The sequence below is a fragment of the Catellatospora sp. IY07-71 genome, assembly GCF_018326265.1.
GTDB lineage: Bacteria > Actinomycetota > Actinomycetes > Mycobacteriales > Micromonosporaceae > Catellatospora.
This window is the reverse complement of record NZ_AP023360.1, coordinates 1,190,875-1,216,099: the sequence shown is the minus strand read 5'-3', so window position 1 is coordinate 1,216,099 and position 25,225 is coordinate 1,190,875. Positions and strand designations below refer to the sequence as shown.

General features: G+C 73.6%; 17 protein-coding genes and 1 pseudogene. 11 read left to right on the top strand and 7 right to left on the bottom strand.

Going from position 1 to position 25,225, the window contains the following annotated elements:
- Window positions 1-3: 3 nt before the first annotated feature.
- The 3 genes and pseudogenes from CS0771_RS05525 to CS0771_RS05515 form a co-directional block, all read left to right on the top strand.
- Window positions 4-813: pseudogene (locus CS0771_RS05525) on the top strand (serine/threonine-protein kinase); the annotation flags it as partial.
- A 212-nt stretch (window positions 814-1,025) separates the two neighbouring features.
- Window positions 1,026-2,333, top strand: coding sequence for a carboxyl transferase domain-containing protein (locus tag CS0771_RS05520; RefSeq protein WP_212840059.1), 1,308 nt, complete (start codon window positions 1,026-1,028; stop codon window positions 2,331-2,333).
- The gene (locus CS0771_RS05515) at window positions 2,330-4,351 is read left to right on the top strand and encodes a biotin carboxylase N-terminal domain-containing protein (protein ID WP_212840058.1); all 2,022 of its coding nucleotides are present in this window, start codon (window positions 2,330-2,332) and stop codon (window positions 4,349-4,351) included. Before CS0771_RS05520 ends, CS0771_RS05515 begins: the two co-directional genes overlap by 4 nt.
- A gap of 318 nt (window positions 4,352-4,669) precedes the next feature.
- Here CS0771_RS05515 and CS0771_RS05510 read toward each other — a convergent pair whose 3' ends face one another.
- Window positions 4,670-5,773 carry a chaplin family protein gene (locus tag CS0771_RS05510; protein WP_212840057.1) on the bottom strand — a complete coding sequence of 368 codons (1,104 nt, stop codon included), beginning with the start codon at window positions 5,771-5,773 and terminating at the stop codon, window positions 4,670-4,672.
- Window positions 5,774-6,123: 350 nt separating this feature from the next.
- Complete coding sequence (locus tag CS0771_RS05505) at window positions 6,124-6,801, bottom strand: Crp/Fnr family transcriptional regulator (RefSeq protein WP_120317442.1); 678 nt, start codon at window positions 6,799-6,801, stop codon at window positions 6,124-6,126.
- A gap of 175 nt (window positions 6,802-6,976) precedes the next feature.
- Here CS0771_RS05505 and CS0771_RS05500 point away from each other — a divergent pair, with 175 nt between their 5' ends.
- The 5 genes from CS0771_RS05500 to CS0771_RS05480 all read left to right on the top strand — a co-directional run bounded on the left by CS0771_RS05500 (window position 6,977) and on the right by CS0771_RS05480 (window position 11,816).
- The gene (locus tag CS0771_RS05500; RefSeq protein WP_212840056.1) at window positions 6,977-8,251 is read left to right on the top strand and encodes a CapA family protein; all 1,275 of its coding nucleotides are present in this window, start codon (window positions 6,977-6,979) and stop codon (window positions 8,249-8,251) included.
- Between the two features lie 10 nt (window positions 8,252-8,261).
- Complete coding sequence (nth, locus tag CS0771_RS05495) at window positions 8,262-9,005, top strand: endonuclease III (RefSeq protein ID WP_256442788.1); 744 nt, start codon at window positions 8,262-8,264, stop codon at window positions 9,003-9,005.
- A gap of 248 nt (window positions 9,006-9,253) precedes the next feature.
- Window positions 9,254-9,841: a TlpA disulfide reductase family protein gene (locus CS0771_RS05490; RefSeq protein ID WP_212840055.1), complete on the top strand. Its 588-nt coding sequence runs from the start codon at window positions 9,254-9,256 to the stop codon at window positions 9,839-9,841.
- Window positions 9,842-9,928: 87 nt separating this feature from the next.
- The gene (locus CS0771_RS05485; protein ID WP_212840054.1) at window positions 9,929-10,633 is read left to right on the top strand and encodes a CoA pyrophosphatase; all 705 of its coding nucleotides are present in this window, start codon (window positions 9,929-9,931) and stop codon (window positions 10,631-10,633) included.
- Window positions 10,634-10,637: 4 nt separating this feature from the next.
- Window positions 10,638-11,816, top strand: a complete 1,179-nt coding sequence (locus tag CS0771_RS05480) for a MarP family serine protease (RefSeq protein ID WP_212840053.1) — start codon at window positions 10,638-10,640, stop codon at window positions 11,814-11,816.
- Here CS0771_RS05480 and mycP read toward each other — a convergent pair whose 3' ends face one another.
- Window positions 11,817-12,959: a type VII secretion-associated serine protease mycosin gene (mycP, locus tag CS0771_RS05475; RefSeq protein WP_212845630.1), complete on the bottom strand. Its 1,143-nt coding sequence runs from the start codon at window positions 12,957-12,959 to the stop codon at window positions 11,817-11,819.
- 149 nt (window positions 12,960-13,108) lie between these two features.
- Window positions 13,109-14,554, bottom strand: a complete 1,446-nt coding sequence (gene eccD, locus CS0771_RS05470) for a type VII secretion integral membrane protein EccD (RefSeq protein WP_244870619.1) — start codon at window positions 14,552-14,554, stop codon at window positions 13,109-13,111.
- A gap of 140 nt (window positions 14,555-14,694) precedes the next feature.
- On the opposite strand from eccD, the gene eccCa reads away from it, so the two are divergent.
- The gene (gene eccCa, locus CS0771_RS05465) at window positions 14,695-18,693 is read left to right on the top strand and encodes a type VII secretion protein EccCa (RefSeq protein ID WP_212840052.1); all 3,999 of its coding nucleotides are present in this window, start codon (window positions 14,695-14,697) and stop codon (window positions 18,691-18,693) included.
- A gap of 122 nt (window positions 18,694-18,815) precedes the next feature.
- Here the strand turns inward: eccCa and CS0771_RS05460 are convergent, their stop codons facing one another.
- On the bottom strand, window positions 18,816-19,310 hold the full coding sequence (locus tag CS0771_RS05460) for an inorganic diphosphatase (protein WP_203745683.1): 495 nt from the start codon (window positions 19,308-19,310) through the stop codon (window positions 18,816-18,818).
- 472 nt (window positions 19,311-19,782) lie between these two features.
- On the opposite strand from CS0771_RS05460, the gene dacB reads away from it, so the two are divergent.
- Complete coding sequence (gene dacB / locus CS0771_RS05455) at window positions 19,783-21,444, top strand: D-alanyl-D-alanine carboxypeptidase/D-alanyl-D-alanine-endopeptidase (RefSeq protein WP_212840051.1); 1,662 nt, start codon at window positions 19,783-19,785, stop codon at window positions 21,442-21,444.
- 4 nt (window positions 21,445-21,448) lie between these two features.
- Here the strand turns inward: dacB and tilS are convergent, their stop codons facing one another.
- Window positions 21,449-22,438 (bottom strand): tRNA lysidine(34) synthetase TilS, encoded by a 990-nt coding sequence (gene tilS / locus CS0771_RS05450; RefSeq protein WP_212840050.1) that lies wholly within the window; start codon window positions 22,436-22,438, stop codon window positions 21,449-21,451.
- On the bottom strand, window positions 22,435-23,490 hold the full coding sequence (locus CS0771_RS05445) for a zinc-dependent metalloprotease (RefSeq protein ID WP_212840049.1): 1,056 nt from the start codon (window positions 23,488-23,490) through the stop codon (window positions 22,435-22,437). Before CS0771_RS05445 ends, tilS begins: the two co-directional genes overlap by 4 nt.
- Before the next feature lie 54 nt (window positions 23,491-23,544).
- On the opposite strand from CS0771_RS05445, the gene CS0771_RS05440 reads away from it, so the two are divergent.
- A complete protein-coding gene (locus CS0771_RS05440; RefSeq protein ID WP_212840048.1) occupies window positions 23,545-25,128 on the top strand; it encodes a gamma-glutamyltransferase family protein in 1,584 nt (527 codons plus the stop codon).
- Window positions 25,129-25,225 lie beyond the last annotated feature (97 nt).

Genomic DNA, 25,225 nt, shown 5'->3' with positions numbered 1-25,225 from the left:
CGCGTGAAGCACACCCCGACCTCGTTCCCGGAGATCCCCGGACTCACCGATCTGTCGCTGCTGGCCGTCGGCGGCTACGCGACGATCTTCCGGGCCACCCAGGGCTCGGTCGGGCGCGAGGTCGCGGTCAAGGTGGAGAACCGGACCATCGACGGCGACCGGGACCGTGCCCGCTTCCTGCGCGAGGCCCGCGCCGCGGGCAAGATGTCCGGCCACCCGCACGTGGCCGACCTGTTCGACGCCGGGGTGACCGCCGACAACCACCCCTACCTGATCATGGAGCTGTACGCGGGGTCGTACCAGGACCGCATGCCGCTGCGGGCGCACGAGGTGCGCGACATCGGCGTGAAGATCGCCGACGCGCTCGCCGACGCGCACGAGCGCGGCGTGGTGCACCGCGACGTCAAGCCGGCCAACATCCTGATCAGTGCGTTCGGTGAGCCGGCGCTGGCCGACTTCGGGCTGGCCATCCTCGCCGAGATCCGCGACCCGGACATCACCCTGGACGTGATGACCCCGGCGTACGCGCCGCCGGAGGCGTTCCGCCGCGCCGAGCCCGGCCCGCCCGGCGACGTGTACGCCCTCTGCGCCACCCTGTACGCCCTGCTGCGGGGCGCGCCGCCGCGCTGGGAGCCCGACCACCCGCCCGGCCTGCTCACGCTGATCGAGATGTTCGCCCAGCCCGTGCCGGACCTGCCCGAGGTGCCCCTGGCGCTGTGCGCCGTGCTGCGCCAGGGCATGGAGAACGACCCGGACAAGCGCCCCACCGCCCGCGCGCTGGAGGAGCTGCTCGCCTCGGTGGACCTCGACGGTCCCACGCAGGAGGAGCAGTCGACGATGGACGTGTCGAACATCGACCCGCCCACGGTCCCCGTGCAGCGCCCCGGCTTCTTCACGAACCTGATCGACAACCTGTTCGGCCGCTGACGGTCGCCCACGACGCGCCGCCGGGTGCGTGTCGCGCTCCTTGAACCACTCGTTGCTCTGGTGTCAACAAGCGGTGGAGCACGGAGAGCAGGTTCACCATGGCGACTCTCGACACCGCGCTGGATCCCCGCGCGCCCTCCTTCCTCGACAACCGGAGCACCGCCCAGGCGGCGCTGCGCGCGCTGGACCACGCGCACGGGCAAGCCCGTGACGGCGGCGGCGAGAAGGAGGTGACCCGCCACCACGCCCGCGGCAAGCTGCTGCCGCGCGAGCGCATCGAGCTGCTCGTGGACACCGACACGGCGCTGCTGGAACTCGCCGCGACGGCCGGCCGGGAGACCGGCGAGCCCGCCGGGGCCGGTCTCGTCACGGCGCTCGGCGTCGTCGACGGCATCGAGTGCATGCTGATCGCCAACGATCCGACCGTACGGGTCGGCGGGCCGTCCACGGCGGGCCGGCGCAAGTTCGCGCGCGCGGTCGAGCTGGCCGCACGCCACCTGCTGCCGCTGGTGCTGCTGCTGGAGTCGACCGCCGACGACGAGCGCGGCACCGGAGCGCCCGACCCGAGCTTCGCGCGGCTGAGCCGGATGGCGGCGCCGGTGCTCTGCGCCGTGTTCGGCCCGCTGGACGCCTGGCTCGCCCCGCTGCCCGACCTGGCCGACCATGCGCTCACCGTGCGCGGGCGCGGCGACGCGACCCGGGTGGACGTGGTCGCCGAGGACGAGCGGGACGCGCTGCGCCTGCTCCGGCAGACCGTACGGCAGCTCGTGACGTTCCGGCACGGGCCGCGTCCCGCCGAGAGCCCGCCGGCCGGAGCCGCCCGGCCGGACGCGCCGCCGCGCTTCGAGGCCGAGGAGCTGCTCGCGGTGGCCAGCGCCGACCCGCGCGGGGTGACCGAGCCGCGAGAGGTGCTGGCACGCGTGCTCGACGGGTCCGACCTGGACGAGTTCCGGCCGCAGCGGGGTCCGGCGGTGCTGGCCGGGTTCGGCGCGGTGCACGGGCACCGGGTCGCGGTGCTTGCCGCGACCGGCCTCGCCGTCGACGCCGAGTCGGCGGACAAGGGCGTGGAGCTGGCCCGGCTGGCCGCCAACGCGGGCGTGCCGGTGCTGGTGCTGGCCAACCCGGTGGTGGAGACCGCGCCCGACGCGTCCGCGCCGCTGCTGCGCGCGCTGTCCCAGGCCGACCGGATGACGCTGGTGCTCGGCGTGGACCCGGGCGCCTGGACGCTGGCCGGGCCGGGCTTCCGGTTCGCCTGGCCGGTGGGGGATCTGACCAACGAGCCGTACGACGGCGTGATCGACCCGCGTGACACCCGTACCGTGCTGGGCATCTGCCTGTCGGTGAGCGCGTCGGCGGCCCGCCGCGGCGTGCCGGGTCACGTGGCCGAACGGGAGGTGGCGTCATGATCCGCAGGCTGCTGGTGGCGAACCGGGGCGAGATCGCCCGGCGCATCTTCGCCACGTGCCGGGCCGTGGGGGTGGAGACCGTCGCGGTCTACTCCATCGCCGACACCGACTCCCCGTACGTGGCCGAGGCCGATTACGCGGTGCAGCTGCCGGGCTCCGCGCCCAGCGCCACCTACCTGCGCGGGGACCTGATCCTCGCGGCCGCCCGCAAGACCGGGGCCGACGCCATCCACCCCGGCTACGGCTTCCTCGCCGAGAACGCCGACTTCGCCGCCGCGGTGGCCGACGCCGGGCTGACCTGGGTCGGCCCGCCCGCGAAGGTGATCTCGGTGATGGCCTCCAAGGTCGACGCCAAGCTGCTGCTGGCCGAAGCCGAGGTGCCGGTGCTGCCGAGCTGGACCGACCCGGCCGCCGTGGACGAGTTCCCGGTGCTGGTCAAGGCCGCCGTCGGGGGCGGCGGGCGCGGCATGCGGGTCGTGCGCGACGCCGACTCACTGGCCGAGGCGGTCTCCTCGGCCCGCCGCGAGGCGTTCGGCGCGTTCGGCGACTCGGCCGTGTTCTGCGAGCGTTACGTCGAGCAGGCCCGCCACATCGAGGTGCAGATCGTCGCCGACCAGCACGGCAACACGGTCACCCTGGGCGAGCGCGAGTGCTCCATCCAGCGCCGGCACCAGAAGATCATCGAGGAGGCGCCGTCCCCCGCCGTCTCGCCCGAGCTGCGCGAGAACCTGTGCGCTGCCGCGGTCCTGGTCGCCGAGGCCATCGGGTACGTCGGCATCGGCACGGTGGAGTTCCTGCTCAGCCCCGACGGCGAGTTCTACTTCCTGGAGATGAACACCCGGCTGCAGGTCGAGCACCCGGTGACCGAGTGCGTCACCGGCTTCGACCTGGTCCGGCTGCAGATGTTCCTGGCCGAGGGCGGGCAGCTGCCGTTCCTGTCCGCGCCGCCGATGCGCGGGCACGCCATCGAGGTGCGGCTGTGCGCCGAGGACCCGGCCAGCAACTGGCTGCCCGCCACCGGGCAGGTGCACCGGTTCGAGGTGCCCGAGGTGTCCGCCCGTTTCCGGCCCATGCTCCAGCCCGGCCTGCGCGTCGACTCGGGTGTCGAGCCCGGCACGGTGGTCGGTGTGCACTACGACTCGCTGCTGGCCAAGCTCGTCGCCTGGGCGCCCACCCGCTACGAGGCCGCCCGCATGCTGGCCGGCACGCTGGCGCGGACCCGCATCCACGGCCTGGTCACCAACCGGGATCTGCTGGTACGCGTGCTGCGCCACCCCGCCTTCCTCACCGGGCAGATCGACACCGGCCTGCTCGACCGGCAGCCCGAGGTGTTCGCGCCGCTGCTGTCCTCCGTGGAGGCCGTCCGGCTGAGCTGCCTGGCCGCCGCGCTCGCGGCCGCTGCCCGGCGCCGGGCGCAGGCCCCGGTGCAGCGCGGCATCCCGTCCGGCTGGCGCAACGTGCCCACCGTGGCGCAGAGCGTCGTGTACGACGGCCCCGCCGGTCCGGTCGAGGTCGGGTACCGCCTCGACCCGTCCGGGGCGCTGGCCCAGTGGTGGGTCCGCGCCGTCGACCCCGAGGAGCTCGACCTGGCCGGGCTCGGCCCGTCCGGGCCCGTCGACGACCACCCGCCGGTCGCGGTCCTGTCCGCCTCCCCCGACGAGGTCGTGCTGGACGTGGCTGGCATCCGGCTGGCCCTGCACGTGCACGAGGTCGGCGAGACCGCGTACGTGGACAGCGCCGAGGGCTCCCTCTCGCTGCGCCGGCTGCCCCGCTTCCCGGTGCCGGTGCAGGAGCTGGAGGAGGGCTCGCTGACCGCCCCGCTGCCCGGCGCGGTCGGGCGGGTCCTGGTCGCCCCCGGCCAGCGCGTCGGCGCCGGTGACCTGCTGCTCACCCTGGAGGCGATGAAGCTGGAGCACCCGGTGCACGCCCCCGCCGACGGCGTCGTCGCGGCGGTCACGGTCCGCCCCGGCGTACTCGTCGACACCGGTGCCCTCCTGGCCGTCCTCACCCCCGCCTGACCTGCCCTTTTCTGCCCCAGACTCGCAAAGACCCGCGCCCTCGGAGCAGCTCTGAGGGCGCGGGTCGTTGAACGCCACCCCTCAGGATGACGACGGGACGGGGACGAAAAGGGACGTCCCCCGGGCGGTGGGCTGGATGGGTGCCCGGTCCCGGGGGACGTCCTGGTGGTGCTGGGCCAGCGCGAGGGTCGTCAGCGAAAGGGTTTCGCGCTGGTGCCGGCCTGTCGGCGGGTGAGGCGGGTGCAGTGTTTCGCCGGTTCCGGTCCGCGGGTGACGGGGAAAGTCATCGTGGGCCGTGCCCGCCGGCAGGCCGGACGGCTACTGCTGCGCCGAGGCGCCGCCGGTGCTCCACGCGGCCGCGTTGCCCAGCACGCCGATCGCGACGCCGCTGACGTCGACCGGGATCTGGATCGGCGCGTACACCTGGGTGCCGTTCAGGATGCCGGAGTTGCCGGCGCTGATCAGCGTCACGTCCTTGCCGTGGCCGTGGTGGCCGTGCGAGTGGCCGTGGTCCGGGCAGGGCTGCGGGCGCGGCTTCGGCTTCGGGCGCGGGTGGTGGTTGTGGCCGCCGCCGCCGCCGTTGCCGCCGCAGCCGGTGTTGCACTTGTGCTCGCTGCCGCCGCCGGTGCCGCCCGTGCTGGTGTTGTCCACGGCGTCGTCGCTCTCGGTGTCGAAGCGGCCGACCGTGCCGACGCCGTCGATCGAGTCGAGGTCGATCGCGTCGGCGCCGCGCGCCACACTCGGGCCGCCCAGCAGCGAGCCGACGACCGGCAGGCCGCCCTTGGTCAGGCTGCCGACCACCGGCAGGCCGCCCTTGGTGAGGTCGCCGACGACCGGCAGGCCGCCGTTGGTGAGGCCGCCGACCAGCGGCAGGCCGCCGTTGGTGAGGCCGCCCAGCAGCGGCAGGCCGCCCAGCAGGTCGCCCGACTCGGCCGACTCGCGGCTGTACCCGTCGCTGTCGTCGTGGTCGCAGTGGTCGTCGCAGCCGTGGTGCTTCGGCTTGTGCTTGTGCTTGCCGCCGATCTCGGCGGACGCGCCGCCCTCGCACCACGCCGCGGCGTTGCCGAGCACACCCGCGGCCACGCCGCAGACGTTGATCGGGGCCTGGATCGGGGCGAAGACCTGCGTGCCGTTGAGGATGCCGTGGTTGTCGGTGCTCAGCATCCGGACGTCGTACACGCCCTCCAGCTCGGCGGCGCTGCCGCCCTGGCACCCGGCGATCGCGTCGCCGCCCACACTCGCGGCCACGCCGCAGAGGTTGATCGGAGCCTGGATCGGAGCGAAGACCTGGGTGCCGTTCAGCACGCCGGTGTTGCCCGCACTGATCACGGTGGTCTCGGCGTACGCGGCGGTGCCGGTGGCCATGACCGCGCCGGCGGTGAGCGCGCCGGCCTTGAGTGAGCGTCGAACCCACGTGTTCATAGTGGTAGGGACCTCTTTCGATCGTCGGAGACTTCCGACCGACCGATCGAGGCGGTGCGAGAGGTGTCCATCCGCCCAGGCACAGGCGTTCGGTCACCGCACGATCGGTCACTGTGGACACGTCTAGCCGCACCTGAATTGCGAGGTTCGCGACCACTCGGACCAACGAAGCCCTCGGTCCGCTGACATGTCGGCGACCGGTTCCCGACACTTTGACCAGGCAAAACGCCCGGCTATGTCCTGTTTCGCCCCATTCTAACGCTCTCTGCCGCAACGCTTAACGACTCGCGGCCCCAGGTAGCACCTGAGGCCGCGACTCTTCAAGACTTGCGCCCGAAAGGGGCCCCGGGTCAGACGCGGGCGCGGCGGGCGAGGCGCTCGGGGTCGAGGATGATGACGCTCTTGCCGTCGAGGCGCAGCCAGCCGCGCGAGGCGAAGTCGGCCAGGGCCTTGTTCACCGTCTCGCGGGAGGCGCCGACGAGCTGCGCCAGTTCCTCCTGGGTGAGGTCGTGCGTCACCCGCAGCACGCCGCCGTCGCGGGTGCCGAAGCGGCCCGCCATCTGCAGCAGGTTCTTGGCGACGCGGCCGGGCACGTCGGTGAAGATCAGGTCGGCGAGCGCGTCGTTGGTGCGGCGCAGTCGGCGGGCCAGCACGCGCAGCAGCTGCTCGGCGATCTCCGGCCGGTTGTTCAGCCAGGGCCGCAGCGCCTGCTTGCGCAGCCGGGCCAGGCGCACGTCGGTGACGGCGGTGGCGGTCGCGGTGCGCGGGCCGGGGTCGAACAGCGACAGCTCGCCGAGCATGTCGGACGGGCCCATCACGGAGACCAGGTTCTGCCGGCCGTCGGCGGCGCGCCGTCCCAACTTGATCTTGCCGGAGAGTACGATATAGAGACTGTCACCCGGCTCGCCCTCGTTGAATACGATCTCGCCCTTGCGGATCTCGATCGTCTCCATCTCACGAGCGAGCGCTTCAGCGGCCTCCGGGTCGACACCCTGGAAGATTCCGCTGCGAGCCAGCACCTCGTCCATCGCCATCCCTCCATCGACGCGGATGCGTGGGCACACCGTTGATTGACTCGTCGCTACCCGTACGCCGCGCGAGGTCAGTCTAGGCGCACACAGGCGGCAACCGGACGCCAACCCCCAGAATCCTGCATCGGCGACCGGTGCCGGTCGTCGCCGCCTCCGGGTAGAGTGCCCGGCGATGTCCATACACCCCCTGAGCCCGGCCGATACCCCCGCCCCCGCCGCCCAAACCCCGCCCCGCTCCACCCTGGACCGGCTCGTGGGAGCGCTGCGCGCGCGCCGGGGGGTCTCCGCCGCGGGCGCGATCGTGCTCCTTGTCACAGTAGCCGGAGTCGCGCTCACCGCCGTGAACTCGTCGGCCGAGGGCGCCGAGGCGCTGTGGCACCCGCCGGCGGGCGCGGCCGCCGAGCCGTCGCAGGGGGCTCCGGCCCCGGTGGGCGAGACGATCAGCCTGTCCGCGACCGGCGACATCATCATGGGCGACGCGCCGGGGCACCTGCCGCCGCGCGACGGCAAGGGTTACTTCGACAAGATCAAGGCGCTGCTGCCCGCCGACCTGGTGATGGGCAACCTGGAGCAGCCCATCACCGAGGAGACCGGCTCGGGCAAGTGCCCGCCGAAGCCGTCCCCGGTGCCGAACGCGACGCCCAGCCCCGGCGCCAGCCCGACGAAGAACAACTGCCACCAGTTCCGGGTGCCCCCGCGCTACGCCCAGCATCTCAAGGACGCCGGGTTCGACCTGCTCAACACGGCCAACAACCACGCACGCGACTACGGCACGGCCGGGTTCACCAACACCCAGCGCGCGCTGGAGGCCGCCGGGCTGCAGCACACCGGGGAGACCGGCCAGATCACCATCGCCGAGGTCAAGGGCGTGAAGGTGGCCGTGCTCGGCTTCTCGTCGTACTCGGGCAACAACAGCCTGATCAATCTCACCGCGGCGAAGAAGGTCGTGGCCAAGGCCGCGGAGCGGGCCGACATCGTGGTGGTCCAGGTGCACATGGGCGCCGAGGGTGCGGACAAGAGCCACGTCCGGCCGGGCACCGAGACCTTCCTGGGCGAGAACCGGGGCAACCCGGTCGCCTTCTCCCGCGCGGTCATCGACGCCGGTGCCGACCTCATCATCGGGCACGGCCCGCACGTGGTCCGCGGCCTGGAGTTCTACAAGGGCCGGCTCATCGCGTACAGCCTGGGCAACTTCGCCGGCGGCGGCCAGCTGAGCAGCAACGGCCGGGTCGGCTGGGGCGGCGTGCTGCAGGTCTCGCTGAGCAAGGACGGCGGCTTCGTCTCCGGGCGGTTCCACTCCACCTACTTCAGCGGCTCGTACGGCATCCCGCAGCCCGACCCCAAGGACCGCGCGCTCGGCCTGCTCCGGCAGATGACCGAGGAGGACTTCGGCGCGAACGGCGCGGTGGTGAGCGCGGACGGGTCGATCGGCGCACCCGCGACGTAGGCTCTCTGCCGTGACGGTCACGGTGAACGGCGAGACGGCGCTGGCGCGTAAGCGGCGGGTGCGGCGGATGGCGCGCGAACTCGCCGTCATCCACCCGGACGCGCACTGTGAGCTGGACTTCACCAACCCGCTGGAGCTGGCGGTCGCCACCATCCTGTCCGCGCAGTGCACCGACGTACGGGTGAACGAGACCACGCCGAAGCTGTTCGCGAAGTACCGCACCGCCGCCGAGTACGCCGGGGCGGACCGGGTCGAGCTGGAGGAGATGATCCGGCCGACCGGGTTCTTCCGGAACAAGGCCGCCTCGCTGATGGGCCTGGGCCAGCAGCTCGTCGACCGCTTCGGCGGCGAGCTGCCGCGCACCCTGCCGCAGCTGGTGACCCTGCCCGGCATCGGCCGCAAGACGGCCAACGTGATCCTCGGCAACGCCTTCGGCGTGCCCGGCATCACCGTGGACACCCACTTCCAGCGCCTGGTCGACCGGTGGGCCTGGACCGCGGAGAGCGATCCGGTCAAGATCGAGCACGCGGTCGGCGCGCTGGTCGAGAAGCGCGACTGGACCATGCTCTCGCACCGGGTGATCTTCCATGGGCGCCGCGTCTGCCACGCGCGCAAGCCCGCCTGCGGCGCCTGCCCCCTGGCAGCCATGTGCCCGTCCTACGGCACCGGCCCGACGAACCCCGCCGAGGCCGTCAAGCTCTTGAAGGGCCCTCGCACCGCCGAGATCGCCGCCCTCGCCGGAGTCACCCCATGACCCGTCCCTCCCTCGCGTCCCCCGGCGGGGCCGCGCACCCTGACGTGCCCGCAGTTTCGGGGAAAGTGCAGCGACCTGCCGCCGCGAACCCGCAGTTTCCCCGAAAGAGGGGGGTCGCCGCAGCGTTGCCGGCGACAGTCGACGCGGCATCGCCGGCAGTTTCCGGGGGATGGCGGTCACCGCTGCGGCGGGCCACGGGCAGCCCTCGAAGCGGACGCCTCGCGGCGGCGCTGACTGCCCTCGTCGCCGTGCTCGCGGCGGGCTGCGGGCCGGGCGCGCCCGGCCCGGACGAGAAGGTGCCGCAGCCGTTCGCCGCCTGCGCTCCGCTGACCGGCAGCGCGGCGACCCCGCCTGCGCCGAGCCCGGCGACCGGCACCGGCCCTGGCCCGGCGGCTTCAGCCGACGCGCGGCCGGTGGCGAGGCTGCGCGTTGTGGATCTTCCTGAGCTGTCGCTGCCGTGCCTGGCCGGGGGCGACGACGTGCGTGTCGGCGAGCTGCGCGGGCCGCTCGTGATCAACCTGTGGGGCTCCTGGTGCGAGCCATGCCGGGCGGAGCTGCCCGCGCTGCAGCGGCTGGCCGACAGCGGCCGGGTGCCGGTGCTCGGTGTGGTGACCAGGGACGACCGCGCCGCCGCCGCCTGGCTCGCCGATGAGCTGAGGATCGGCATGCCCGCCGTGTACGACCGCGGTGGCGCACTGCAGGCCGCGCTCGGGGAGAAGCTGCTGCCGATGACGCTGCTCGTCGGGCCGGACGGCCGGGCCGCCGTCTACCGCGACGTCGCGCTCACCGATGAGACCCTGTCCCGGCTTGTCGACCAGCACCTGGCTGGGGCATGAGCGGGCAGGGCGCGCAGCGGGCATGAACGCGCGGGCAGGTGGGCCGGGAGCGGCCGCGGCCGGTCGCGACGGGAGCAGGGAGAGGGTATGAGCGAGCAGGTCGGGACGACCGAGCGGGCCGACGGGCGGCTGCCCGGCTGGTTCGAGCCGCTGCTGACCCGGGTGCGCGACGCGCGTGCCGTGGACTTCACCCGCATCCCCACCCCTGACGAGGGCGGCCGCCCCGCCGCCGTGCTCATCCTGCTGGCCGAGGGCGAGCACGGGCCCGACGTGCTGATCATGCAGCGTGCCGCGACCCTGCGTACCCACGCGGGTCAGCCCGCCTTTCCCGGCGGCGCGGTGGAGCCGCAGGACGCGGATCTGACCGCGACGGCGCTGCGCGAGGCGAACGAGGAGGTCGGGCTCGACCCGGCCAGCGTCACCGTGCTGGCGCAGCTGCCCACGCTGTGGATCCCGGTCACCGACTTCCTGGTCACCCCCGTGCTGGCCTGGTGGCACGCGCCGCACCCGGTCGGCGCGCACGATCCGCGCGAGGTCGCGCACGTCGCCCGGCTGCCGCTGGCGGAGCTGGCCGACCCGGCCCACCGGCTGCGGGTGCGTCACTCGAGCGGCTGGATCGGCCCCGCCTTCCACTCCCGGGGGATGCTCGTCTGGGGCTTCACCGCCGGTGTGCTCAGCACCCTGCTGGACCTGGGCGGCTGGGCCCGGCCGTGGAACACCGACCGGATCGAGGCGCTGCCCACGCCGCCCGCCACGCTTAGTGGCACCTCCGATGTCCCTTCCGTAGGCTGAACCGATGTCGATCGTCGACGGTGTCCTCCTGCTCCTGCTGCTGCTCTTCGGGGTCAGCGGCTATCGGCAGGGCTTCGTGGTGGGCGTGCTCTCGTTCACCGGCTTCTTCGGGGGCGCCCTGATCGGACTGCAGCTCGGCCCGCTGCTCGCGGGTCTCATCACCGACCCGGTGCTGAAGCTGGTGGTGTCGCTGATCGCGATCTTCGGCCTGGCCGTGCTCGGCCAGTCGCTGGCCGGCTGGTGGGGCAGCAGGCTGCGGCGCGCCATCACGAACCGCACCGGGCAGATCGCCGACGACCTGGGTGGCGCCGTCGTCTCCGTGCTCGCGGTGACCGTGGTCGCCTGGCTGGTCGCGGTGCCGCTGAGCGACTCCGACCAGCCCTGGCTGGCCCGTGCCGTGCGCAACAGCAGCATGCTCGCGGCGATCGACAAGGTGATGCCGGGCGAGGCGAAGTCGCTCACCGAGGCGCTGCGCGAGACCGTCGACACCAACGGCTTCCCGGAGGTCTTCGGCGACCTGGTGCCGACCGAGGTCAAGGAGGTCCCCGCGCCGGACCCCAAGCTGGCCGGGTCGCAGGTCGTGCTGAACGCCAAGAAGTCCGTGGTCAAGGTGCTGGGCAACGCGCCGAGCTGCAGCCGCCGCATCGAGGGCTCCGGGTTCGTGTTCGCCGAGCAGCACGTGATGACCAACGCGCACGTGGTCGCGGGCACCCAGAGCGTCCGGATCAACCTCAACGGCAACCTGATGTCCGGCAAGGTCGTGGTGTACGACCCGGAGCGCGACCTCGCCGTGATCCACGTGCCGTCGCTGAAGGCGCCGGTCATGCGGTTTGCCAACTCGCCCGCCAAGAGCGGCTCGGACGCCATCGTGCTGGGCTTCCCGCTGGACGGGCCCTACAACGCCCAGTCCGCCCGGGTCCGCGACGTCGGCGACATCACCGGCCCGGACATCTACGAGGACGGCACGGTGACCCGCGAGGTGTACACCATCCGCGGCCTGGTCCGCAGCGGCAACTCGGGCGGCCCGCTGGTCTCGGCGGACGGCACCGTGCTGGGCGTGATCTTCGCGGCGGCCGCCGACGACCCGAACGTCGGCTACGCCGTCACCGCGGACGAGGCCTCGACGATCGCCCTGATGGGCCGCACCCGCACCAGCGCCGTCCCGACCGGCAAGTGCGCCTGATCAGGAAAGAGGAAGCGCGAGCAGCGGGGCGCCGTCGAGGGCCAGCTGCAGCCCGCCGTTGACCCGCTGCGGAGTCGGCGCCGGCCGGGTGCCGGCGGCCGGGGTGGGCGTGGCCGCGGCGGCCGGGGACGGCTCGGGCGCGGGCCCGAAGCCGGCGCGTCCCGGCGGCGGCAGGACGTCCAGCGAGTTGGCCCGGACCGGGGTCACCTCGGCGGTCAGCGCCGCGACCGGGTCGACCAGGCCGAAGCCGAACTCGTCGTCGCGCCCGGCCGGGCCGAGGTCCTGTGCGGTGCTGATCAGCCGCTGCACCACGTCCGCGGCGGACATGCCCGGGAAGCGGGAGCGGACCAGCGCGGCGGTCGCCGAGACCAGCGGCGCGGCGAAACTCGTGCCCTGCACCCGCCAGTAGCCGCCCGGCTTCGCGCCGAGCAGGTCGGTGCCCGGCGCGGCGAGCACGGCCTGCTCACCGGTGAGGGAGCCCTGCCAGCGCTGGTGGCGCTGGCCGGGGGCGATCGCGGTCACCGCGAGCACACCGGGTTCGCGGGCCGGATACCAGATCTCGGTGCTGCCGCCCGCGCTCACGTTGCCGACGCAGGCCACCACCACCACGTCGCGGGCGAACGCGTAGTCGATCGCCTCGGCCAGCGCTTCGCTGCTCACCGGGCCGCCGAGAGAGAGGTTGATCACCTTCGCGTCGTGGTCGACGGCCCAGCGGACCGCCTCGGCGACCACCCGCGCGTCGTCGTACCGGTTCTCCGCGTCGAGCACGCGCACCGGAAGGATCTTCGCGCGCGGCGCCAGCCCGGCCACCCCGTGCCGGCCGTCACCCTGGCCGGCGATCAGCGCGGCCACCGTGGTGCCGTGCCCGACCTGGTCGTTGCTGCCGTTGCCGGTCGTGTCCACCAGGTCCAGCCCGGAGAGCACGCGGCCGGTCAGGTCCGGGTGCGGCGCGACCCCCGAGTCGATCACGGCGACGACGACGCCGTCGCCGGTGGCCAGATCCCAGGCGCGGGTGGCGCGGAGGGTGGTCAGCTGCCACTGCCCGCTGCGCTCGGCGTCGCGGGAGACCCGCTGCGCGCCGACCTCGGCCCGCAGCCCGGCGGTGTCCGCCAGGGGCGTCCGCGGCGGGGTCGTCGCGGCCATGCTGCCCGCCACGGCCAGCGCCAGCGCCGCGGTCACGCGAGGCAGCGCCGTCGCGTTCTTACGCGGGACGGCGCTGCGGCGGAATGACCGGAACCCAGGCACAGTTCCGCCATTCTCACACGCTCACCCGCGCGGGCAAAGAAACCCGGCTATGCGGCCCAGCCCTGGATCATGCCGTAGACCCCGAGCACCCAGGCCGCGACCGGCACCACCGAGACGACGACGAGCAGGTCGAACAGGTCGGCGGCGCGGCCGACGTACGGCGAGGGGGCCTTACGGGACCAGGTCTGCCCGGCCAGCGCGATGATCATCGCGAGCACCACGGTGCCGACCGCGAAGAAGGCCCGGGTGCCGCCGTCGGTGAGGAAGACCGCCGCGCCCAGCAGCAGCACCCAGCCGAACAGGCCCGCGATCACCAGCGGCACCCGCTGCCGGACCGTGACGAACAGCCGCGAGCGCAGCAGCAGCGCCGTCGCGCACACCGCGACCAGCACCCGGCCCGCGGTGCCGCCCGAGCCGACCAGGATCAGCCCGGCCGCGCCGGTCAGCACGGCGTACCCGATGAGCATGCCGGTGAGCAGCTCCTCGGAGCGGGCCACGGCGGCGAAGACGCGGGAGCGGTCGGGCAGGTCCGAGGCGCCCCGGTTGGCCGGCACGGCCGCGAAGGCGTTCTCGCCGGCCGGGCCGCGCGGCGGGGTGACCGACGGCACCGGCACCTTGCCGAACCGGATGGCCAGCACCGGCACCAGGCCGATGCCGCACACCAGCGCGCTCACCAGGACCGCCGCGGCGCCGGCCGCGCCGAGCCCGCCGAGCAGCGCGGTCAGCGCGCCGAGCAGGCCCGCCGTGCCACCGGCGGTGAAGATGCGCAGCCCGTGGCCGACACCGGCCGCGCCGAGCATCGCGAACAGCAGCACCGCCACGCAGCCGACCAGCAGTTGCGGCTCGCCGAGCCACGGGGCCAGCGGCGCCGGGCCGCCCTCCGCGCCGCCGAGCACCAGCGCGCCGCCCGCGAACGCGTACGGCAGCGCGAAGCCGGCCAGGGCGCTGCCGGTGACGCCGTCGCCGTACGCCCGCGACGCCAGCACGCCGCCGACCAGCAGCAGCACCGCCACGGTCAGCCCGAGGTATCCGCCCGGCGTCCACTGCGGACCGCCGTGCACCAGCGACAGCACGCCCGCGGCGAGCAGGATGCCGGAACCGACCAGGGTGGACATCCGCGTCGCCGCGGGCGTCCACAGGGTGCCCCGGCGGCGCGCGCCCTCGGCGATCGCCTCGACGACGTCGTCGTACTCCAGCTCGGGCCAGTGTTCCTGGGCCGGCACCAGGTGCAGGATCTCACCGTCGCGCACCGACTGCTGCTGCAGCGACATGCCTTCGGCGAGCGGGCTGCCGTCGGTGCGGCGCAGCACCCAGCCGCCGTGCTGCTCGCCGTCGTCGGCCAGGCCGACCCCGGCGTGGCGCAGCAGGTCGGGCAGCAGATCCGCCAGCGTCACCTGCTCGGGCAGCGCCACGTCGACGCGGCGCTGCGGCGTCTGCAGCGAGATGCGGGCCAGGCCGGTGGGGGACGCGGTCGTCGCGGCGGGGTAGCTCACCCGGTACGTCTACCACGTTCCGGAGGAACGCGTCACCCCGCATCGATCGCGGACATGTTTGTCACAGGCGGCCGAACGCGGGCGGTTCTCACATGACTTAGCATGACGGGCGGTCGATGGTCGTGGGGAGGGCAATCGCTATGGGTACGGTGATCGTCAAGCGGGCGCCACGTCGCCCCGCACCGGAGATCCCGGCGGGGGAACTCGTCATCGACGCGCCGCCGGAGATTCCGCAGGCCGCGGGCGGGCGCTGGCAGCAGGCCATGATGATCCTGCCGATGCTGGGCAGCGGCCTGGGCATGGCGATGATGGTGGGCCGCGGCCAGGGCGACAAGATGTCCTATCTGGCCGGCGGCATGATGGGCGTGTCCAGCCTCGGCATGATCGCCGCGAGCCTGATGAACGGCGCCGGCCAGCCGAAGAAGGCCGAGATGATGGCGGCCCGCCGCGAATACCTGCGCCACCTCGCCAGCCTGCGGCGGCGCGCCCGCCAGGCGGTGCAGGCGCAGCGCACCGGCCTGTTCTACCGCCACCCCGACCCGCAGCGGCTGTGGTCCACGGTGGACAGCCACCGGCTCTGGGAGCGCCGCGGGCACGACCCCGACTTCGGCATCGTGCGCGTGGGCATCGGCCCGCAGTCGCTGGCCACGCCCCTGGTGCCGCCGGAGACCCGGCCGCTGGAGGAGCTGGAGCCGATGACGGCCGGGGCGCTGCGGCGCTTCCTGGACGCGTACTCCGTCGTGCCGGACCTGCCGGTGGCGCTGTCCATGCGCGGCTTCGGCCGGGTGTTCCTGCGCGGCGACGCCGCACCGCGCACCGAGGGGATGTACACCAGCTCGGGCGAGCGCGACCACCGTGACGGCTCGGACGCGCACGGCCTGGCCCGCGCGATGCTGGCCCAGCTCGCCGTGTTCCACGCCCCGGACGACCTGGTCATCGCGGTGTGCGGCTCGTCCTACCGCCGCGACGCCTGGGACTGGGCCAAGTGGCTGCCGCACCACCAGCACCCGAGCCGGGTCGACGCGCTCGGCCCGATGCGCCTCTACGCCACCTCCGCCCCCGAGCTGGAGGAGCTGCTGACCGAGCTGCTCGCCGGGCGGCCCCGGTTCGGCGGCAGCGAGGGCGCGGGCCCGCACGTGGTCGTGGTGCTCGACGGCGCCGACATGGCCGGGGCGAACCTGCTGGCCGTGCCGGAGGGCCTGTCCGGGATGACCATCCTGGACCTGGACACCGCGCCGCCGCGCCTGCTGGAGCGCGGCATGCTGACGCTCGAAGTGCGCGGCCGCGAGCGCGAGCTGCACACCACCACCGCGACCTCCGTCGCCGAGGTCGGCGCGGCGGACCGGCTCGGCGTCGTCGAGGCCGAGGCGCTGGCCCGGCGGCTGGCCCCGCTGCGGCTGTCCGCCACCACGGTCACCAGCTCCACCGCGATGACCACCGAGAAGGGCCTGGCCGACCTGCTCGGCATCCCCGACCCGGAGCGCTTCGACGTGGCGTACGGATGGTCGCCGCGCAGCAGCCGCAACATGCTGCGCACGCCGCTGGGCGTGGGCCCGGACGGCTCGCCGGTCGAGCTGGACATCAAGGAGTCGGCGCAGGACGGCATGGGCCCGCACGGCCTGCTCGTCGGCGCGACCGGCTCCGGCAAGTCCGAGCTGCTGCGCACGATGGTGCTCGGCCTGGCCGCGACGCACTCGTCGGAGCAGCTCAACTTCGTGCTGGTCGACTTCAAGGGCGGCGCGACGTTCGCCTCGCTGGACCGGCTGCCGCACACCTCCGCGGTCATCACCAACCTGGAGGGCGAGAGCCACCTGGTCAACCGCATGGGCGACGCGATCACCGGCGAGGTGCTGCGCCGCCAGGAGCTGCTGCGGGCGGCGGGCAACTTCGCCAACCTCAAGGACTACGAGAAGGCGCGCGCGGGCGGCGCCGCGATCGCCCCGCTGGCCTCGCTGTTCATCGTCTGCGACGAGTTCTCCGAGCTGCTCACCGCCAACCCGGACTTCATCGAGATCTTCGTGCAGATCGGCCGGGTCGGCCGGTCCATCGGCATGCACCTGCTGCTGGCCAGCCAGCGGCTGGAGGAGGGCCGGCTGCGCGGCCTGGACACGCACCTGTCGTACCGGATCGGCCTGCGCACCTTCTCCGCGATGGAGTCGCGCGCGGTGCTCGGCGTCGGCGACGCGTACGACCTGCCCAAGGCGCCCGGCCACGGCTACCTGAAGTTCGGCTCGGAGCCGCTGCAGCGGTTCAAGGGCGCGTACGTGTCCGGCTCGTTCAAGCGGGCGGGGGAGACCGCGACCCGCCGCAAGGACGACGGCCGCCAGGTCGTGTACGACTTCAGCAACCACTTCGTGCCGGTGCCGAAGAAGCCCGCCAACGCCGAGCCCGAGGTCAACTGGGACGTCAAGCCGGGCGAGAGCCTGATGGACGTCATGATCGAGCGCATGGTGGGCCAGGGCCCGCCCGCGCACCAGGTGTGGCTGCCGCCGCTGGACATCTCCGACCCGCTGGACCTCGCCTTCGGGCAGCTCGGCCTGGTCGAGGGCCGGGGCCTCACCGTCGCCAACCCGGAGCTGCGCGGCGCGCTGCGGGTGCCGGTCGCCATCATCGACAAGCCCGCCCAGCAGCTGCGCGACCTGCAGTGGCTGCGGCTGGCCGACGGCGCGGCGGGGCACGTGGCGCTCGCGGGCGGCGGCCAGAGCGGCAAGTCCACGCTGCTGCGCACCATCATCACCGGCCTGGCGCTCACCCACACCCCGCAGGAGGTGCAGGTGTACTGCCTGGACTTCGGCGGCGGCTCGCTGGGCGCGCTGCGCGACCTGCCGCACGTCGGCGGCGTCGCGGGCCGGCAGGACGCGCTGATGGTGCGGCGCACCGTGAGCGAGGTGGCGCAGCTGCTCAACGCCCGCGAGGCCCGGTTCGCCGAGCACGGCATCGAGTCGATGGCGGCCTACCGCAGGCTGCGCGCGGCGGGCCGGTTCACCGACGACCCGTACGGCGACGTGTTCCTGGTCGTGGACGGCTGGACCACGCTGCGCGAGAACTACGACGACCTGGAGCCGGTGCTCACCGACTTCGCCACCCGGGGCCTGGCGTACGGCGTGCACCTGATCGCCTCCACGCTGCGCTGGCGCGACTTCCGGCCCGCGATCGCCGACCAGTTCGGCAGCAAGCTGGAGCTGAAGCTGGGCGACGCCAGCGACAGCATCTGCCGGGTCCGCAAGATCGCCCCGCAGGTGCCGGCCCGCCCCGGGTTCGGTGTCACCGTGGACGGCCTGTTCACGCTGGCGCTGCGGCCGGACATGGACGCCGTCGGCGACCGCGACGCGCTGCTGCAGCACATCACGAAGCACTGGACGGGCCAGCCCGCGCCGCGGGTGCGCATGCTGCCCACGGTGTACGCGTACGAGCGGATGAACCTGGAGACGGGCGGGGAGTGGACGCTGCCGATCGGCATCGCCGACGACCTGACCCCGGCGACCGTCGACTTCTTCGCCGACGTGCACCTCAGCGCGTTCGGGGAGAGCGAGAGCGGCAAGTCGACCCTGCTGCGGCAGATCGCCACCTCGATCGCCCGCCGGTACACGCCGGACCAGGCAAAGATGATCATCATGGACCCGAAGCGCAGCCTGCTCGGCGCGGTGACCACCGAGCACCAGCTCGCGTACCTGAGCAACCCCGCCCAGCTGCGCGACTACGCCGAGGCGATCCGGCAGAAGATGGACGAGCGGCGCCCGCCGGACGACGTGCGCCCGCAGGACATCCCGCGGCGGCCCTGGCTGGCCGGGCGCGGCGAGTTCTTCCTGATCATCGACGACTACGACATCGTGGTCGGGGCGTCGATGGGCCACCCGCTGGAGCCGCTGAGCGAGTTCCTGTTCCAGGCCCGCGACGTCGGTCTGCACCTGATCACGTCGTCCAACGCGAACTGGGGCGGCTACCGCTCGTCGAGCGACGTGGCGCTGACGAGGCTGGCCTCGGCGGGTGCGCCGTTCCTGATGCTGTCGGCGGAGAGCAGCGCGACCGCCCCGTTCGGCGCCCGCATCAAGTACGAGCGCATGCCTCCCGGCCGCGGCCGCCTCATCACCCGCCGCGGCGGCCGGCTCGTCCAGCTCGCGGAGCTGCCGGCGTACTGACCGCTTGCAGTTTCGGGGAAAGTGCAGCCGTCGGGCGAGCCGAAGGCGCAGTTTCCCCGAAACTGCGAACGGATACGCGAAAGGGCCGCCCCGACGGGCGGCCCTTTCGCGTATAGCCCGCGTCAGTGCTCGTGCGGGGTTTCCTTGGCGCGCTCGAACGAGCGCACGATCTCGGCCTCGGCCTCGGTGCGGCCGACCCAGGTCGCGCCCTCGACGCTCTTGCCGGGCTCGAGGTCCTTGTAGACCTCGAAGAAGTGCTGGATCTCCAGGCGGTCGAATTCGGCCACGTGATGGATGTCACGCAGGTGCTCCAGGCGCGGGTCGTCGGCCGGGACGCAGAGGACCTTGTCGTCGCCGCCCTTCTCGTCGCGCATGCGGAACATGCCGATGGCCCGGCACCGGATCAGGCAGCCGGGGAAGGTCGGCTCCTGCACCAGCACCAGGGCGTCGAGCGGGTCACCGTCCTCGCCCAGCGTGTTCTCGATGAAGCCGTAGTCGGCCGGGTACTGCGTGGAGGTGAAAAGGGTGCGATCCAGCCGGATGCGCCCGGTCTCGTGGTCGACCTCGTACTTGTTCCGCTGCCCCTTGGGGATCTCAACCGTGACGTCGAAATCCATTTCACACTCCCATTGGCCTGTTAGTTCGCCGACGTTGGCGAATTTTAGTTAGTCTCGCCTGGCTGGTTCGGGGCTTCGGAGGAGGGCCGCGTTGGGGAGGCAAGGTTCACACTACGGGGCCGAACCCGCAGATGGCGGGGGTTCCACGCCGGGCGAGTGGGTGTGGAGCGGCCGGGAGTGGGTGTGGCACCCCCACAGTGGTTATCCACAGCCCGCGGACCAGGCACTTGGCGGGTATCCACCGTCTTATCCACAGGCCGCAAGCCCGGGACCGAGCGGTTATCCACAGGATGTGCACAGCTCGCCCCATGACCCGCAGTACGCGCCCGGATACGGTGCGTACGGACAGAACGCCCCTGGTCACGGCGGTTATCCCCAGCCGGGCCCGAATCCCGCCGGCTATCCACAGACCACTCCTGACCAGGGGGGATATCCACAGGGCGACCACGGCCCCGGTGGACATCAGTCGGGTATGGGACACCCTGGATATCCACAGCCCTACGGACAGAGCTACCCGCAGACCCAGCCCTACGGCGGCGCGCCCGGCTACGGCTACGGCGCCCCGGGCCAGGACGAGCCGACCCAGACCCAGCCTGCGGTGACCGGTCCGCCGCCGGGCGCCCGCCCGAGCGCCCCCGTCCGCCCGCCCGCGCGTCCCGAGGGGAGCGCCGCCGGCAAGCCGAGGAAGCGCAGGCGCGGCGTGCTGGTGACGGTGCTCACACTGGTGGTGGCGCTCGGCGCGGGCCTGGTCGGCGTCGCCGTGCTGAAACCCGGCCTACTGTCCGATCTGCTGGCGAGCCCCGGCTGGGAGACGCCCAGCGCGGCCCCGCCCGCCGAGCCGGCCGCGGCGCCGGTGCTCGCCAAGCTGGCCGACGCCCCGCTGCCGGACCCGCAGCAGCTGAAGATACTGCTAGATCCGCTGGTCACCGGCACCCAGCTGGGCGACCAGGTGAGCGTGTCGGTGGTCGACGCCGGGACGGGGCAGGTGCTCTACGAGCGGGCGCCCACCGAGATGCTCACCCCGGCGTCCAACACGAAGCTGGTCACGGCCGCGGCCGTGCTGTCCACCCGGGGGCCCGACTACCGGATCACCACCCGGGTCGTGGCCGGGGCGAACCCGGGCGAGGTCGTGCTGATCGGCGCCGGTGACGCCACGCTGGGCGTCACCAAGGAGAAGTACTACGCGGGCGCCCCTCAGCTCGACGACCTCGCGGCGCAGGTCAAGAAGGCGATGGGGGACACCCCGATCACCAAGGTGATCCTCGACGGCTCGCTGTTCCCCGGTCCGGTCACGGCCCCCACCTGGTCGCCGAACGCGGCCAAGGAGGGCAACGTCTCGAAGATCCCCGCCCTGATGATCAACGGGGCGCGCACCGGGCTGAAGGACCGCAAGACCCCGTTCGAGCGCTACAACGACCCGGAACGTGCGGCCGGCGACGCGTTCGCGAAGCTGCTCGGCGTGCCGACCAGCGCGGTCGCGAAGGGTAAGGCGCCCGCGGGCAGCGGCGGCGGCCAGGTCGCCGCCAGCGCCTCGGCCGCGCCGAGCGCGGCCGCCGGGCCGCCCGCCCCAGGCACCGAGCTGGGCGCGGTGCGCTCGGCGCCGCTGCTGCGCCAGGTCGAGCAGATGCTCATCGAGAGCGACAACACCCTGGCCGAGACGCTGGCCCGGCAGGTCGCCCTAGCCAAGGGCAAGCCCGCCTCGTTCGCCGGCGCCGCCGAGGCGCTGGAGGAGGTGGTGGCCGAGCTCGGCCTCGACCCCGCGCAGAGCACCCTGCACGACGGCTCCGGCATGTCGGCCGGCAACAAGCTCACCCCGCGCATCCTCACCAGCCTGCTGGTCAAGGCGTACGGCGACGGCGCCGTGCTCGGCGACTTCTTCAACGGCCTGCCGGTCGGCGGCTGGTCGGGCACGATGACCGAGCGCTTCGGAAAGTCCACCAGCGCCTTCGGCGTGGTGCGCGCCAAGAGCGGCACCCTGAACGGCGTGAACTCGCTGTCCGGCGTCGTCGAGACCGCCGACGGGCGGCTGCTGGCCTTCGCCGTGCTCGCCGACAAGGTCCCGATCGGCATGTACCCGGCGCAGGAGCTGCTCGACAAGATCCCCGCCGCGATGGCGGCCTGCGGCTGCCACTGAGGGCTCAGCCCGGTGCGGCGGCCAGCTCGCCGCCGCGCCGGGCCACCGCGATCCCGCCGGGCAGCAGCGTCGGACCCTGCCCGTGCCACGTGGTGACCAGCGCGTCCAGCGCCGCCACGTGCCGGTGCGACAGCGCCGCGCGGGACGCCCCCAGCTCCGCGGCCCACCCGTGCAGCACCCGGGTGCGCAGCGCCGCGGGCAGCTTTCCCAGCTCGGCTGTGGACAACCCATGGGGGGTACGGCAGCGCGCCAGCGCCGCCTCCGCCAGCTCGTCGAGGTGGGCCGTGTCGTCGGCCAGCAGGCTCGCGGTCCGGGCCAGGTTCGCCACCACACCCTCGCCGAGCGCCGTGACCAGCGCCGGGAGCAGGTCCGCCCGCACCCGCGCGCGGGCGTAGGACGGGTCGGTGTTGTGCGGGTCGTCCCACGGGGTCAGCCCGAGCGCGGCGCACGCCGCCCGGCACGCGTCCCGCGGCACGTCCAGCAGCGGCCGGGCGAACCGTGCCCCCAGGTGCTCCCGGAGCACCGGCATGCCCGCCAGCCCGCGCGGCCCTGCACCGCGCGCCAGCGCCAGCAGCACCGTCTCGGCCTGGTCGTCGCGGGTGTGTCCGAGCAGGACCGCCGCCGCGCCGTGCCGCCGTGCCGCGTCGGCCAGCGCGGCATACCGCGCCTCCCGCGCCGCCGCCTCCGGCCCGCCGTCCGTCCCGACCTCGACCGCGGCCACCTCGACCGGCTCGAACCCCTGCGTGCGGGCCCAGCTCGCCACCTGCCCGGCCCGCTCCGCCGACCCGTCCTGCAGCCCGTGGTCCACCGTCACCAGCCCCGCCCGCCACCCGGCCCGCGGTGCGACGAACGCGGTGCACGCGGCCAGCGCCAGCGAATCCGCCCCACCCGAACACGCCACGAGCACCATTCGCGCGGGACCCTCAGGGAGGGTGGGCAGGGCGGTGCGGATCGCGGCGCGGATGGCGGCGATCGATGGGTCGAGCCGGGTCATCCGGGGGCGGCGGCGGTGACCACGCGGGTCACCCACGCGTCCGGGTCGGCGATCTCGTCGAGGGTGGGCAGGGTCTGCGGCGACGTCCAGATCCGGTTCAGGCCGTCCATGCCCACCCGGTCCAGGACCGCCTGCACGAAGCGCCGGCCCTCGGCGTACTGCCGCATCTTGATGTCTATGCCGAGCAGCTTGCGCAGGTACTGCTCCACCGGGTTGCTCGGGTTGCGGCGCTTGTCGAACGCGGCGCGGATGCGGGCCACCGACGGGATGACCTGCGGGCCGACCCCGTCCATGACCACCTCGGCATGCCCCTCCAGCAGCGTCAGCACCGCGGTGAGCCGGTCCAGCACGGCCCGCTGCTCGGGACTCTGCACCGCCTCCAGCAGCGACGTGCCGCGGGCGTCGTCGGGCTCGCGGGCGGCCTTGATCGCCGCGGCGATCTGCTGGTACGCCTGCGTGAGCAGGCTCGCCGAGGGCGGCTCGGTGGCCTCGACGAAAGCGCGCACCTCTGCCAGGAAGTGCTCCCGCAGCCACGGCACCGCGGTGAACTGGGTGCGGTGGGTGACCTCGTGCAGGCACACCCACAGCCGGAAGTCGCGCGGGTCGGCCTTGATCCGGCGCTCCATGCCCACGATGTTCGGGGCGACCAGCAGCAGCTGGCCCACGGGCGCACCGAAGATGTCGTACTGGCCGAGCACCTTGCCGGACAGGTAACCCAGCACGGCACCGGCCTCCACGCCGGTCACCTTCGCGCCGACCACGTTGCCGAGGAAGCCCACCTTCTCCTCGAGCTTGTCGGTCAGCGGGCTGATCACCGTACGCAGGCCCTGCACGTTGACCTCGGCCCAGGTGCGCCGGTCCACCACGCGCACCGGCCCGTCCGCGAGCTGCGGGGTCATCCCGGTGTACTCCGCGACGTGGCCCACCGCCTCGTCGGCCAGCCGCCGCAGGTCGGCGACGACCTCCGTGGCCTGCTCGAGCGTCACGGACGGCCCGGTGGGGCCGAAGCGCGCGGCGGTGGTCGAGGCGAGATCCCAGTCCACGAGAGCCATGCCTAAGAACCTACTCCCCCGTAGCGAGAAACCACGGCGTGCTTGGATCTAGGAATGCGACAGGCGGTGTACGCGCCCCAGGGAGTGGTGGCCACGAGCCAGCCGCTCGCGGCCCAGGCGGGCCTGGCCATGCTGCGCGAAGGCGGCTCGGCGGTCGACGCGGCGGTCGCCGCCGCGGTGACCCTGACCCAGGTGCAGCCGGCCTCCAACGACATCGGCGGCGACCTGTTCGCCCTGGTCTGGGACGGGCAGCGGCTGCACGGCCTGAACGCCTCCGGCCGCGCTCCGGCCGCGCTGACCCTCGACGCACTGCGGGCCTCCGGCAGGGCGCCGTCCCTCGCCCTCGGCGGCGGGCAGGCACACGCCGAGCTGGCCCCGCCCGACCGCGGCTGGCTGCCGGTGACCGTGCCCGGCGCCCCAGCGGGCTGGCGGGACCTGCACGACCGATTCGGGCGGCTGCCGTTCGAGCGGTTGTTCGCCGACGCGGTGCACTACGCCGAGCAGGGCTGGACCGTGTCGCCGACCGTCGCCGCGGGCTGGGCGCGCTCGGTGGAGTTGCACCGCTCGCTCACCCAGCCCGAGTGCCGCGGCTGGGCCGACGTGTTCGCGCCGGGCGGGCGAGCGCCCCGGGTCGGCGAGCGGTTCCGCAACCCGGGCGCGGGGCGGGCGCTGCGGCTGATCGGCGGCAGTCACGCCGACTCCTTCTACCACGGCGAGATCGCCGCGGCACTGGACGCGTACGCGGCGAGCAGCGGGGGCCTGCTCACCGCAGCCGACCTGGCCGCGCACACCAGCACCTGGGTCGAGCCGGCCGCCGCGGGCTATCGCGGGCACACCGTGTACGAGCTGCCGCCCAACGGGCAGGGCGTCGCGGCGCTGCAGGCGTTCGCGCTGCTCGACGGGCTGGACGGGCACGGGCTGCACGAGCAGATCGAGGCGATGAAGCTCGGCTTCGCCGACGCGCACGCGTACGTCGCCGATCCCGACGTGGCCGCGGTGCCCGACCTGCTGGAACCGTCCTACCTGGCCGCGCGCCGGGCGCTGATCACGGACCGGGCCGGGGACCCGGCGCCCGGCGACCCGATGCGCGGCGGCACCGTCTACCTGGCCGCGGCCGACGCCGACGGCATGATGGTCAGCCTGATCCAGTCCACCTACATGGGCTTCGGCTCGTTCGTGACGCTCCCCGGATACGGCTTCGGCCTGCAGAACCGGGGGGCCGGGTTCAGCCTCGACCCGGCCCACCCGAACGTGGCCGCGCCGGGCAAGCGCCCGTTCCACACGATCATCCCCGGGTTCCTGTTCCGGGACGGGGAGCCGGTCGGGCCGTTCGGCGTGATGGGCGGGCACATGCAGCCGCAGGGGCACCTGCAGCTGGTGCTGGCCACCGTGGACGGCGGGCTCGGGCCGCAGGAGGCGCTGACCCGGCCGCGCTGGTACTGGCACGCGGGCCGCAAGGTCGAGGTCGAGGTCGAGTTCGACCCGGTGCTGGTCGAGGAGCTGCGCTCCCGGGGCCATGAGGTCACCGTGGCCACCGACCGCTCCACCTTCGGCATGGGCCAGGCCATCTGGCGTATCCCCGGCGGCTACGTCGCCGGCTCCGAACCCCGCGCCGACGGCCAGGCCGCCGCCTACTGACCCCACCCGCGGACTCCGCCCGCCCAGCGGCCGCCGACCCGCCCATGATCGGCGTCTCGTGTCAAAAGGTGCGGTGTAACCGCAGATCTTGACACGA